The sequence below is a fragment of the Pseudomonas saxonica genome (assembly GCF_007858365.1).
Taxonomy (GTDB): domain Bacteria; phylum Pseudomonadota; class Gammaproteobacteria; order Pseudomonadales; family Pseudomonadaceae; genus Aquipseudomonas; species Aquipseudomonas saxonica.
This window is the reverse complement of sequence record NZ_VFIO01000002.1, coordinates 18819-31115: the sequence shown is the minus strand read 5'-3', so window position 1 is coordinate 31115 and position 12297 is coordinate 18819. Positions and strand designations below refer to the sequence as shown.

Here is a 12297-nt window from a genome sequence, read left to right as displayed (position 1 = left end):
TGATGGGGTTCAAAAGGTTGACCACACACAAGCGATAGTCGTTCGTTCTTAGCGATAAGACCTACGCTTGTACCGATCAAAGTTCATAAGAGAATAGGGTGAATCGTATGAGTCTGCGTCGTGTCGCCATTATTGGCGGTAACCGAATCCCGTTTGCGCGGTCCAACGGGCCGTATGCGACCGCCAGTAATCAGGACATGCTGACGGCCGCGCTTGAAGGGTTGATTGAGCGTTACAACCTGCACGGGCAGCGTCTGGGCGAAGTGGTGGCCGGGGCGGTACTCAAGGATTCGCGCGATTTCAGCCTGACCCGCGAGTGTGTGCTGGGTTCGCGCCTGTCGCCGCAAACACCGGCTTATGACATTCAACAAGCCTGCGGCACAGGGCTTGAAGCGGTGTTGCTGGTGGCCAATAAAATTGCCCTGGGGCAAATCGACTGTGCGGTGGCCGGAGGTGTCGACACCACCTCTGATGCGCCGATTGGCCTCAATGACGGGCTGCGCAAATGGCTGTTGCAGTTCAATCGCACTAAATCCCCTGTGGATAAATTCAAGAGTTTGCTGCAACTGCGCCCCGGCTTTTTAAAGCCGGAGTTCCCGCGCAAGGGCGAGCCACGCACAGGGCTGTCTATGGGCCAGCACTGTGAGTTGATGGCACAAACCTGGAGCATCCCCCGGGTTGAGCAGGATGAATTGGCTTTGCACAGCCATCAGGCATTGACCCGGGCCTATCACGCTGGCTGGGAAGATGATCTGCTCACGCCGTTCAGAGGCCTGAGCCGCGATAACAACCTGCGTGCTGATCTGACGATGGAGAAGCTGGCCGCGCTCAAGCCCGTGTTTGAACGCAGTGCCAAAGGCACGTTGACGGCGGGTAACTCAACCCCGCTGACAGACGGTGCGGCCGTCGTGTTATTGGGCAGTGAAGAATGGGCCAAGGAGCGTGGGCTCCCCATTTTGGCTTATCTGCGCGATGGCGAAACTGCGGCCGTGGATTTCGTGCATGGCGCCGAAGGTTTGCTGATGGCTCCGGTGTATGCGGTGCCGCGATTGCTGGCGCGTAATGGCCTGACCTTGCAAGACTTTGACTACTACGAGATACACGAGGCGTTTGCCGCACAGGTGCTCTGCACCTTGAAAGCCTGGGAGGACGCAGCCTACTGCAAAAGCCGTCTTGGCCTTGAGGCACCGCTGGGGTCGATTGACCGTAGCAAACTCAACGTCAAAGGCAGTTCACTGGCCGTTGGGCATCCGTTTGCGGCCACGGGCGGGCGGATCGTGACCAATTTGTCCAAGTTGCTCGCCACTGCCGGGCAAGGCCGGGGGCTGATCTCTATCTGCGCTGCGGGCGGTCAGGGCGTGACCGCCATTCTTGAGCGATGAAGCTTTATTGCGCAGGCAGTGCGTTCTGCGCCAGCAGTGCTTCTTCGCGGCTGCGGCTGGCGTAGCTTTCAGCCATCACCGAACAGACGATCAGCTGCAGCGGATGGTAAATCATGATCGGCAGCAGAATCAGGCCCAGACCGGGGTTGGCGCCGAAGATCAGCGCGGCCATCGGCGCTCCGGCGGCCAATGATTTCTTGCTGGCGCAAAACACGGCGGCAATTTCATCGGGGGTACTGAATTTCAGGGCGCGAGCGGTGCGAGTGGTCAACCACAAGATGATCGCGAGCAGGAGCGCACTGCCCACCAGCGCGCTGACAATCACGGAGGTGCCTTGTTGCTGCCACATGCCCGAGACCATCGAGTTGCAGAACGCGGCATACACCAACAGCAGAATCACCAGTTTGTCGACGATGTTGGTGTAGCGCTTATGGCGAGCGAAGAAGCGACCCAACCACGGGCGCACCAATTGGCCCAGCACCAAGGGCAGCAACAGCATGGCGCACAGGTCGAGCAAGGTTGAGCCCAGGTCAATCCCGCCGGCACCGCTGCCCACGACGAAACTGACCAGCAGCGGAGTCAGGAATATCCCCAGTACGCTGGACAGGCTGGCGTTGAGAATCGCCGCCGGCACGTTTCCGCCTGCGCTGCCGGTCAGAGCCACCGAGGACGAAATGGTTGAAGGCAGGGCGCACAAGTAGAAGAAACCCAGCATCAGCAAGGGCGGAATATGGCTGCCCAGCAGTTTGTCGGCGATCAACCAGATCAGCGGGAAGACAATAAACGTAAAGCCTTGCACCATCATGTGCAGGCGGATGTTCTTAAGGCCGTGGCTGATCTGCTCGCTGGACAGGTTGACCCCATGCAGGAAAAAAACCAGAAACACACCGATGTTGATGACCCATTCAGCGTGCATGGCGCCGCCGCTACTGCCGAACTTCGGAAACACATACGCGAGAAAGGTCGCTAGCAGCATCCCGCACAGAAACCAGTCAGTGAACAGACGTTTGAGGTGTTTGAGCACAGGCATGGGGGACTCGAATATTGTAAGAATTGATAACTTAGCCTAACGTCGGGCTTCACTGACGTCTTGCGACATAAGGCCAACCAATGCCGACTAACGGACAGCGTGGCGCGCCAAGGGCGATTCCACAGCTCGATGCTTTACCGCGACCGCTGTATGCCCGGTCTGAGAGTCTGGGGGCTGGGTCGTGGACGCCGCGTCATCGGCATGACTGGGTGCAGTTTTCGTACGCCATCAGCGGCGTATTGGGTGTCCATACCGACGAAGGCAGTTTCTTCGCGCCGCCGCAGTGGGGTATCTGGATTCCGGCCGGGCTGGAGCATGAGGTGTTGACCTCGACTCGCGCAGAAATGCGCAGCTTGTATGTGCGGCCCGAGGTTTGCCGATGGGCGCCCACCCATTGCCGGGTGCTGGAAGTCACGCCGTTGGCCCGTGAGTTGATCAAGCGCTTCTGCGCTTTACCGGTGCAATACCCAGAGGGAGGCAGCCCTGAAGAGCGCTTGGTTCAAGTACTGCTCGACCAGTTGGCCGACTTGACCGAGGTGGGGTTCTCGCTGCCATTGCCGCGTCATGCCCGGTTACTGGCCTTGTGCAATGAGCTGATCGAATGCCCGGATGCAGAAGTGAGTTTGAGCCAATGGGCGCAGCGGCTGGGAACTTCAGAAAAAACCCTGATGCGTTTATTCGACCGGGAAACTGGTTTGAGCTTTCGCAGTTGGCGTCAGCGCATGCGCTTGCTGTCCTCACTGCGAGTGCTGGAGGAGGGTGTCAGCGTGACCGGAGCTGCGTTATCGTGCGGGTACGACTCGACCTCGGCCTTTATTGCCGCCTTTAAAAAAATGTTCGGGTTTACGCCGGGCGAATTATTCAGGCAGTGATTCGTCTATCATCCGGAACGCATGGCGCAGGACGCCAGCCTCTGGATTTTTTGGACAGAGGGAGTGTAAACAAGCGACGCTTAACGCGGTTCCCCTCTCCCCGTAACGAGTGGATTGCCGTATAACGAATGACTTTCGCGTGTTTGGTAACAAAGGACCCACAATAAAAGCTGATGAAGACTCCAAAACGCTTAGAAGCCCTGATCGAAGACGGTCTGATCGACGAGGTGCTGCGCCCACTCATGAGTGGCAAAGAAGCAGCTGTGTACGTAGTCCGCTGTGGCAATGAGCTACGGTGCGCCAAGGTTTATAAGGAGGCTAACAAACGTAGTTTCCGTCAGGCCGCCGAGTATCAGGAGGGTCGCAAGGTTCGCAACAGCCGTCAGGCCCGAGCGATGGCCAAGGGCTCGAAGTTCGGCCGCAAAGAGACCGAAGACGCCTGGCAAAATGCCGAAGTGGCTGCACTGTTCCGTCTGGCGGGCGCCGGTGTTCGCGTTCCCAAGCCGTTCGACTTCCTTGAAGGCGTGCTGTTGATGGAACTGGTAGCGGATGAGTACGGCGATGCCGCTCCGCGTCTGAACGACGTGGTGCTGGAACCGGATCAAGCCCGCGAGTACCACGCCTTCCTGATTCAACAGATCGTGCTGATGTTGTGCACGGGGTTGGTTCACGGTGACTTGTCCGAGTTCAATGTGCTGCTCACGCCGACCGGCCCGGTGATTATTGACTTGCCGCAAGCGGTCGATGCTGCAGGCAATAACCACGCGTTCACCATGCTGGAGCGTGACGTGGGCAACATGGCGTCCTATTTCGGACGATTTGCCCCCGAGTTGAAGACCACCAAGTACGCCAAGGAAATGTGGGCGCTTTACGAAGCGGCTACCTTGCACCCGGGCAGCGTATTGACCGGCGAGTTTGACGAGCCGGACGAGCTGGCTGATGTGGGCGGTGTGATGCGCGAGATCGAAGCGGCCCGTCTGGACGAAGCGTTTCGTCAGGCCGTTCGGGCGGCAGACGATGCCCCGCCGAGTAAAACCGAAGAGCCGCCTCCGCCCTGGATGCAGTGATTCGATGAATAAAAAATCCGGCTTCGGCCGGATTTTTTGTGCCTTGCAATTGCCCGGATTTCAAAACCGGTTCAGCGGAATCTTCAGGCTGTGCAAGCCGCTTTCATCGGCAGGTGGCAGGTTGCCGGCGCGAATGTTCACCTGGATGGCCGGAATCAGCAGCGCCGGAACACCCAAGGTTGCATCGCGGGCAGTGCGCATGTCGACAAAGCCCGCCAGATCAATGCGGTCGTTAACGTGGATATTGCTGGCGCGCTGTTCATGCACGGTAGTTACCCACGAGGCTTCTCGCCCTGCGGGTGGATAGTCATGGCACATAAACAGTCGCGTTGAGTCGGGAAAGGCCAGCAGACGCTTGATCGAAAGGTACAACTGCTGCGCATCGCCCCCCGGGAAGTCACAGCGCGCGGTGCCCACATCGGGCATGAACAGCGTGTCACCGACGAACAGGTTGTCGCCTTCAACCTGATACGCCATGTCAGCCGGGGTGTGCCCTGGTACATGCAGCGCCCGCACGTTCAATCGCCCAATCTGGAACTCGGCGTCTGCTTCGAACAGGCGGTCGAACTGGGAACCGTCCAGCTTGAACTCAGGTTCCAGGTTGTAAATATCGCGAAATACGCCCTGAACCTGAGTGATTGCCGCGCCAATGCCGATCTGACCGCCCAGGGTGCGTTTCAGGTAGGCGCTGGCAGACAAATGGTCGGCATGGGCATGGGTCTCCAGCAGCCACTGCACTTTCAAACCTTTGGCCTGGACAAAGGCGGCGATGTTATCGGCGCTGACAGTGCTGATTCTCCCGGCAGCGGCATCGTAGTCGAGCACCGGGTCGATGATCGCGCATTCCTCTTGGCCTGCGGCATAGACCACATAGCTTACAGTCGAGGTCGCAGGGTCGAAAAATCCTTGAATGTCGGGGTGCATGAATGGCCTCGCGCAGATCAATAAGTATTCAATATATTGAAACATATATTATCGGGTCGTAGACTGTCGACCATCACGTCACGGAGCGTTCCATGTCTGCTCAACTCACCCACGAAGAAATCGGCCTGTTGCGCGACTCTGCTTCCAAAGCCTGCACCCTGCTCAAAGCATTGGCCAATGAAGACCGGCTATTGTTGCTCTGCCAGCTCACCCAAGGTGAACGCAATGTAGGCGAACTTGAAGCACTGACAGGCATTCGCCAGCCCACGCTGTCGCAACAGCTTGGTGTGCTGCGCGATGAAGGCATGGTCAATACGCGACGGATGGGCAAGTACATTTTTTATTCACTCGCCAGTTTTGAAGTGGTTTCTGTGATGCAGACCTTGTCGGGGCTGTATTGCGGGCAAGCCCTGAAAAAGTGACGCGGCGGGTTCCCTGCCGGCTTATTCCATTTATTTTGTTGTGACTGGAGCGCTCAATGGAGCAAAGCATCAAGCGAATCGACGCGTCATTTTCGGTGGCAGGGCAGATTGATCCTGCGGATCTCACCGTGTTGGCGGCACAGGGTTTTCGCACTGTGATCTGCAATCGACCTGACCATGAAGGCGGGCCACAGCAACCAGACCACACTGCGATTGAGCAGGCAGCGCACGCGGTTGGCCTGAGCTTCGTTTACTTGCCGGTGCTGACTACGGGCGCGACGCCTGAACAAGCTGCGCAGTTGCGCCAACTGCTCAACGAATTGCCTAAACCTGTTCTGGCCTACTGCCGAACGGGCAATCGCTCATCAAAGCTTTACGAAGCCGCCACGCAACCTGCGCGTGAGCTCAAGCAATACGATGTGGTCGTCGTGGGTGGCGGCTCGGCGGGGATCTCCGTCACGGCCAGCCTGCTTAAACGTAACGCTTCGTTGCGCATCGCCGTTATCGAACCCAATAGCGAGCATTACTATCAGCCCGCGTGGACGCTGGTTGGCGGTGGTGCCTACGATGTCAAGGACACCGTGCGCCCTACCGCGCAGGTGATGCCCAAAGCTGCGGTCTGGATCAAAGCGTCACTGTCGGCCTTTGCCCCGCAACGCAAGGTCGTGTTGCTGTGCGATGGCACCGAGCTGGGCTATCAGCAATTGATCGTCTGCCCCGGCTTGCAACTGGCCTGGGAGAACATCGAAGGCCTTGAAGAAACGTTGGGTAAAAACGGGGTGACGTCCAACTATCGCCACGATCTGGCTCCGTACACCTGGGAGCTGGTACGCAACCTGCGTGGCGGCAAAGCTTTATTCACCCAACCGGGCATGCCGATCAAATGTGCAGGCGCTCCGCAAAAAGCCATGTACCTGTCCTGCGATTATTGGCGCAAGCAAGGGGTACTGGATTCGATTGCGGTGGAGTTCAATCTGGCAGGCGCGGTGTTATTCGGCGTTCCCACCTTTGTGCCGCCATTGATGAAATACGTTCAGGCCTACAACGCCCAATTGGCCTTCCAGTCCAATCTGGTCAAGGTGGATGGGCCCAACAAAAAGGCCTGGTTTGAGGTGACAGACGCTGCCGGTCAAGTGACCCGTGTTGAGAAATCCTTCGACCTGTTGCATGTCGTGCCGCCTCAACAAGCGCCCGATGTCATTCGGCGCAGTGAGTTGGCTGATCAGGCGGGCTGGTTCGAGACCGATCCGGCGACCTTGCAACACCCGCGTTATCCCGAAATATTTGCCTTGGGTGATGTGTGTAACACCACCAATGCCAAAACAGCGGCGGCAGCTCGCAAGCAAGTGGTGGTGGTCGCTGACAACCTGCTGGCGTTGCGCAGTAATGCGCCGTTGCCCAAACGTTATGACGGGTATGGTTCATGCCCGCTGACGGTGGAAAAAGGCAAAGTGATTCTGGCCGAGTTTGGTTATGGCGGGAAATTGCTCCCCACCTTCCCACTGGACCCGACCGTGGCGCGCAAATCGGCCTGGCTGCTCAAAGCCACGCTACTGCCGTGGTTCTACTGGCATGGCATGCTCAAGGGCCGAGAGTGGTTCACTGACTGCAAACCGGACTGAGTATGTTGATTATCCTGTTGGGCGTGCTGGTGGGCTTGCTGCTCGGACTGACGGGCGCAGGCGGTGGCATATTGGCGATCCCCGCATTGACCTTGGGGCTGGGCTGGACGTTGCTTGAAGCCACTCCGGTGGCATTGTTGGCCGTCGGCATGGCGGCAGCAGTCGGTGCGCTCGACGGGTTGCGCAAAGGGCTGGTGCGTTACAAGGCGGCCGGGTTGATGGCGGGTGCTGGCTGGCTGGCCTCTCCGGTGGGGCTTTACCTGGCCAAGTTGTTGCCTGCCGCGGCGCTGATGACCTTATTTGCCGCGATCATGATGTTCGTTTCCGGGCGGATGTTCCGCCAGGCCGCTGACGGTTGTTCAGAGATCGACGCGGCGCACGGCAAAAACTGCCGGATTAACCCCGACACAGGCCGGTTGGTGTGGGATACCAAATGCTCCACCACGCTGGCCTGTATCGGTGCGGTATCGGGCTTGCTCACGGGCTTGCTGGGTGTGGGGGGCGGTTTTTTGATCGTGCCTGCGTTCCGTCGCTTCAGTGATGTACCGATGCACGGCATCGTTGCCACCTCGCTGATGGTGGTGGCCCTGGTGTCGTTGGGCACCTTGGCTCACTTGTTGTATCAGGGCGTGAGCCTGTCGGGTGAAGCCTCGGTGTTCATCGGCGCGACATTGGCCGGGATGATCGTAGGTCGGCTGATAGCCCCCAAAGTCTCAGGCAAACGAATGCAGCAGGGCTTTGCCGTCGTGTGTGCCATCGTCAGCGTGCTGATGTTGGTCAAGGTGGCTCTGATCTCGTAGCAGCTGCCGAAGGCTGCGTTCGGTTGCGAAGCAATCGTAAAACCGGTTTGCCGAATAACCCTTATTGACGACGGCTACGCCGCCGAACGCAGCCTGCGACAGCGGCTACAGGTTTGTTCATCAGCCAGCCGCCAGATCCTTGAGGATCGGGCAGTCAGGGCGGTGATCGCCCTGGCAGCTTTGCACCAGTTCCTCCAGGGTGTCACGCAAGCTGCTGAGTTCGGTGATTTTCTGGTTCAGCTCTTCAATGTGCTGTCGTGCCAGTGCTTTGACATCGCCACTGGCCCGTTGGCGATCCTGCCACAGCGTCAGCAGTTTGCCGACTTCCTCCAGTGAGAAGCCCAGGTCGCGCGAGCGTTTGATGAACGCCAGCGTATGCAGGTCATCGCTGCTGTACAGGCGGTAGCCGCTGTCGCTGCGATTCGCCGGTTTGAGCAAACCAATGGATTCGTAGTAGCGAATCATTTTGGCGCTCAAGCCGCTGTGTTTAGCGGCTTGGCCGATGTTCATGAAAGATGCCTCCTCACTCAAGGTCCTTGGGTTTCCAGAATTTCAACAGCAACGCATTGCTGACCACGCTCACACTGGAAAAGGCCATCGCTGCGCCCGCCAGCACGGGGTTCAGGAAGCCGAAGGCGGCCAGGGGTATGCCTACCACGTTGTAGATAAACGCCCAGAACAGATTTTGCCGGATCTTGGCGTAGGTTTTGCGGCTGATTTCCAGTGCGGCGGGCACCAATCGTGGGTCACCGCGCATCAGTGTAATCCCGGCGGCATGCATGGCTACGTCGGTACCGCCGCCCATCGCAATGCCAATGTCCGCCGCCGCCAGTGCGGGTGCGTCGTTGATGCCATCGCCCACCATGGCCACAACGCCGGTTTTTTTCAGCTCGCTCACAGTGGCCGCTTTGTCGGCGGGCAGCACTTCGGCGTGTACATCGGTGATGCCCAGCGCCTCGGCCACCACCTTGGCGCTGCCACGGTTGTCGCCGGTCAACAAGTGGCTGCTGATATGCAGCGCATTGAGTTGTTGAATCGCGGCCAGGGCTCCAGCTTTCAGTGTGTCGCCAAAGGCAAACAGCCCCAGAACCTGCGGCTGTGGGCTTTGCTCGATCAACCATGACAGCGTACGACCTTCGGCCTCCCATGCGGCGGCTGAGTCGGCCATCGCGCCAGGTGTCAGACCGGACTCTTCCAGCAGGCGGCGATTGCCCAAGGCTAAACGACGGCCCGCCAGCGTGCCGGCAATGCCGCGTCCGGTCAAAGATTGGCTCTGCGTGACATTGGGCACTTCGAGATCACGTGCGGTGCAGGCGTCCAGAACGGCTTTGGCCAGCGGGTGTTCGCTGCCGCGTTGCAAAGCCCCCGCGGCTTGTAAAACCTGACTGTCCTCACCGTCAACCGCCCGCAAATGAGCGATCTGCGGTGTGCCGGAGGTCAAGGTGCCAGTTTTGTCGAACACCACCGCGCTGACTTCGTGGGCCCGCTCCAGGGCTTCGGCATCTTTGATCAGAATCCCGTGACGGGCGGCCACACCGGTGCCGGCCATGATGGCGGTAGGTGTTGCCAACCCCAGGGCGCAGGGGCAAGCAATCACCAGCACGGCGACGGCGTTGATCAGTGCTGTTTCAATTGGCGCGCCATACAGCCACCAGCCGATCAGGGTGGCGAGGGCAATCAACAGCACCACCGGAACAAAAATCTGGCTGACTTTATCCACCAGTTTCTGGATCGGTGCCTTGGCTGCCTGGGCATCTTCGACCAGACGAATAATGCGCGCCAGTACGGTTTCTGTGCCCAGCGCCAGGGTTCTGATGACCAATCGGCCTTCGCCGTTGATGGCGCCGCCGGTGACTTTATCGCCGGGCTGTTTGGGCACGGGCAAGCTCTCGCCGCTGATCAAGGCTTCATCGGCGTGGCTTTGACCTTCGACCACTTCTCCGTCCACCGGGAAACGCTCGCCGGGTTTGACCAGCACTAGATCATTGATGCGCAGTTCGCTGATGGCAACATCCTGTTCCTGACCGTCGACCACTCGCAAGGCGCGCTCAGGCCGCAACGCTTCGAGGGCGCGGATGGCGCTGGCGGTCTGCCGCTTGGCGCGGCTTTCGAGGTATTTGCCCAGCAGCACCAGTGCTATCACCACGGCCGACGCTTCAAAATACAAGTGCGGCATCTCGCCGGGTTTGGCAATGGCCCACTCGTACAGGCTCAAGCCATAACCGGCGCTGGTACCAAGGGCGACCAAGAGGTCCATATTGCCTGCACCGGCTTTAACGGCCTTCCAGGCCGCCACATAAAAGCGCGCGCCGAGAATAAATTGCACGGGTGTGGCGAGTATGAATTGAGCCCAGGCGGGCAGCATCCAGTGCACGCCAAACGGCGCCAGCAGCATGGGCAGTACGAGCGGCAGTGCCAAAACGATCGCCAGGATCAAGGCCCAGCGCTCACGGTGTAGACGGTGTTGTTGGTCGTCCTGGGTGGCCTGCTGGTTTTCGTGCAGGCTGGCGCTATAGCCCGCCTGGCTGACCGCGTTGATCAGAAGTGTCGGGTCTACGTGGCCGAGCAGTTCGACGTGAGCCCGCTCGCTGGCAAGGTTGACGCTGACCGATTTGACCCCGGGAACCTTGGCCAGCGCTTTTTCGACGCGCCCCGCGCACGAGGCGCACGTCATGCCGCTGATGTCCAGTTCCAGACTGCTGGACGGAACGCTGTAGCCGGCTTGCTGAACGGCCTCAATCAATGCCGGCAAGCTTTCGGACGGGGCTTCTACGCGCGCCTGTTCAGTGGCCAGATTGACACTGACCGAGCTGACACCCGGCACTTTGGCCAGCGCTTTTTCGACACGCCCTGCGCAACTGGCACAGGTCATGCCGGCAATCGGCAGATCGAAAGTAGTGGACACAAGCAGTCCTCCTCAAGAAGTTATCTCTCCATAGAATCAACCTTGACCCGATGGCAAGGTCAAGGCTTCTTGTTGACCATTACTGTAGTCACTTGTGCGGGTTTCAATAGCCCAAGGCGGCCGGCTTGAGGTAAACGCCATCTTTGCCCAGGGCCATGCGGTATTTAACGACGTCACCGGCTTTCAAGGTGAATTGCTGCGCGGGAGGCACCAGCATGCCTGGCAAGCAACCGGGCGCCTGGCCCGGCAGTAGCTTGAGACGAATACCGACGTTACCGGCCGGCAGATTGAAGGAGAGCGATTGTTCCTGAAACAAACGTCCGGCCAACTGGTCATCTATATAGATGCCGATTTCGCAATTGGTGGGCACCTCAAGGCGCTCGCGGGAAATAATCAGCACCCCATAGTCCTGAGCCGCATTTGCCCACAGTGGCAAACTGGCAAGACCCAAAAGGCTGACTAGGCTCAACGTTGACCAGCGCATGACTAGGTATCCTGTTCTCGATAGCAAGGCGTTCAGCTTGGCCGAGCAGGGTATAGATTGCCAGTACGTAATCGCAGAAGGGGGCTTGACCTTGCCACGATGGTAAGGTCAAAGCTGTCGCTATCTCAAACAAGGAGCAAGGCTTATGTACGTATACGAAGTCAAGAATATGACCTGCGGTGGCTGTGTGAATGGCGTCAAGAAGGCGGTGTTGACGGTTGACCCCAATGCTCAGGTCGAGGTGGATCTGGCCACCAAGAAGGTCACGGTTGAAAGCACCCACCCTTCGACAGAGTTTGTTGATGCGCTGACAACCGCCCAATACGATGCGCGCACTGCACATTAAGTCTGAAATTCGTAGCCGCTGCCGCAGGCTGCGTCCAGCGGCGAAGCCGTCGTAAATCCTGACCTTCCGAGTGGCCTGAGTTAGCGACCGCTGCGCGCTCGATCGCAGCCTTCGTCAGCGGCTACAGATTACGCCAGCGACTTGGTGCAGAACTTCGTAGCTGCGTCCGGCGGCGAAGCCGTCGTAAATCCTGACCTTCCGAGTGGTCTGATTTTGCGACCGCTGCGCGCTCGATCGCAGCCTTCGTCAACGGCTACAGGTTACGCCAGCGACTTGGCGCAGAACGTTGTAGCAGCTGCCGCAGGCTGCGTCCGGCGGCGAAGCCGTCGTAAATCCTGACCTTCCGAGTGGCCTGATTTTGCGACCGCCGCGCGCTCGATCGCAGCCTTCGTCAGCGGCTACAGATTACGCCAGCGACTCGGTGCAGAACTTCGTAGCCGCTG

General features: G+C 58.8%; 12 protein-coding genes. 7 read left to right on the top strand and 5 right to left on the bottom strand.

Annotated features, from left to right (window positions below; all coding sequences use genetic code 11):
• Positions 1-107: 107 nt before the first annotated feature.
• Positions 108-1382 carry an acetyl-CoA C-acetyltransferase gene (locus FJD38_RS07385; protein WP_122784961.1) on the top strand — a complete coding sequence of 425 codons (1275 nt, stop codon included), beginning with the start codon at positions 108-110 and terminating at the stop codon, positions 1380-1382.
• Positions 1383-1386: 4 nt separating this feature from the next.
• Here the strand turns inward: FJD38_RS07385 and FJD38_RS07380 are convergent, their stop codons facing one another.
• Positions 1387-2412, bottom strand: a complete 1026-nt coding sequence (locus tag FJD38_RS07380; RefSeq protein WP_146384664.1) for a bile acid:sodium symporter family protein — start codon at positions 2410-2412, stop codon at positions 1387-1389.
• 80 nt (positions 2413-2492) lie between these two features.
• Here FJD38_RS07380 and FJD38_RS07375 point away from each other — a divergent pair, with 80 nt between their 5' ends.
• Both FJD38_RS07375 and FJD38_RS07370 read left to right on the top strand, forming a co-directional pair.
• Positions 2493-3284 carry an AraC family transcriptional regulator gene (locus tag FJD38_RS07375; RefSeq protein WP_146384662.1) on the top strand — a complete coding sequence of 264 codons (792 nt, stop codon included), beginning with the start codon at positions 2493-2495 and terminating at the stop codon, positions 3282-3284.
• A 173-nt stretch (positions 3285-3457) separates the two neighbouring features.
• A complete protein-coding gene (locus FJD38_RS07370; protein ID WP_122784958.1) occupies positions 3458-4351 on the top strand; it encodes a PA4780 family RIO1-like protein kinase in 894 nt (297 codons plus the stop codon).
• Between the two features lie 60 nt (positions 4352-4411).
• Here FJD38_RS07370 and FJD38_RS07365 read toward each other — a convergent pair whose 3' ends face one another.
• Positions 4412-5275, bottom strand: coding sequence for an MBL fold metallo-hydrolase (locus tag FJD38_RS07365; protein ID WP_146384660.1), 864 nt, complete (start codon positions 5273-5275; stop codon positions 4412-4414).
• Between the two features lie 92 nt (positions 5276-5367).
• On the opposite strand from FJD38_RS07365, the gene FJD38_RS07360 reads away from it, so the two are divergent.
• Genes FJD38_RS07360 through FJD38_RS07350 form a run of 3 tightly spaced genes read left to right on the top strand, consistent with a single transcriptional unit; the run spans position 5368 to position 8119 of the window.
• Complete coding sequence (locus tag FJD38_RS07360; RefSeq protein ID WP_122784956.1) at positions 5368-5697, top strand: ArsR/SmtB family transcription factor; 330 nt, start codon at positions 5368-5370, stop codon at positions 5695-5697.
• Between the two features lie 56 nt (positions 5698-5753).
• A complete protein-coding gene (locus tag FJD38_RS07355) occupies positions 5754-7319 on the top strand; it encodes a bifunctional protein tyrosine phosphatase family protein/NAD(P)/FAD-dependent oxidoreductase (RefSeq protein WP_146384658.1) in 1566 nt (521 codons plus the stop codon).
• Between the two features lie 2 nt (positions 7320-7321).
• Entirely contained in the window at positions 7322-8119 is a 798-nt protein-coding gene (locus FJD38_RS07350; RefSeq protein WP_122784954.1) for a sulfite exporter TauE/SafE family protein, read from the top strand.
• Between the two features lie 120 nt (positions 8120-8239).
• Here the strand turns inward: FJD38_RS07350 and cueR are convergent, their stop codons facing one another.
• The 3 genes from cueR to FJD38_RS07335 all read right to left on the bottom strand — a co-directional run bounded on the left by cueR (position 8240) and on the right by FJD38_RS07335 (position 11508).
• A complete protein-coding gene (gene cueR, locus FJD38_RS07345) occupies positions 8240-8629 on the bottom strand; it encodes a Cu(I)-responsive transcriptional regulator (RefSeq protein ID WP_146384656.1) in 390 nt (129 codons plus the stop codon).
• 13 nt (positions 8630-8642) lie between these two features.
• Positions 8643-11030 (bottom strand): heavy metal translocating P-type ATPase, encoded by a 2388-nt coding sequence (locus FJD38_RS07340; protein WP_146384654.1) that lies wholly within the window; start codon positions 11028-11030, stop codon positions 8643-8645.
• A gap of 97 nt (positions 11031-11127) precedes the next feature.
• Positions 11128-11508: a hypothetical protein gene (locus FJD38_RS07335; RefSeq protein WP_122784951.1), complete on the bottom strand. Its 381-nt coding sequence runs from the start codon at positions 11506-11508 to the stop codon at positions 11128-11130.
• A 145-nt stretch (positions 11509-11653) separates the two neighbouring features.
• Here FJD38_RS07335 and FJD38_RS07330 point away from each other — a divergent pair, with 145 nt between their 5' ends.
• Entirely contained in the window at positions 11654-11854 is a 201-nt protein-coding gene (locus tag FJD38_RS07330; protein ID WP_122784950.1) for a heavy-metal-associated domain-containing protein, read from the top strand.
• The last annotated feature ends 443 nt before the right edge of the window (positions 11855-12297 follow it).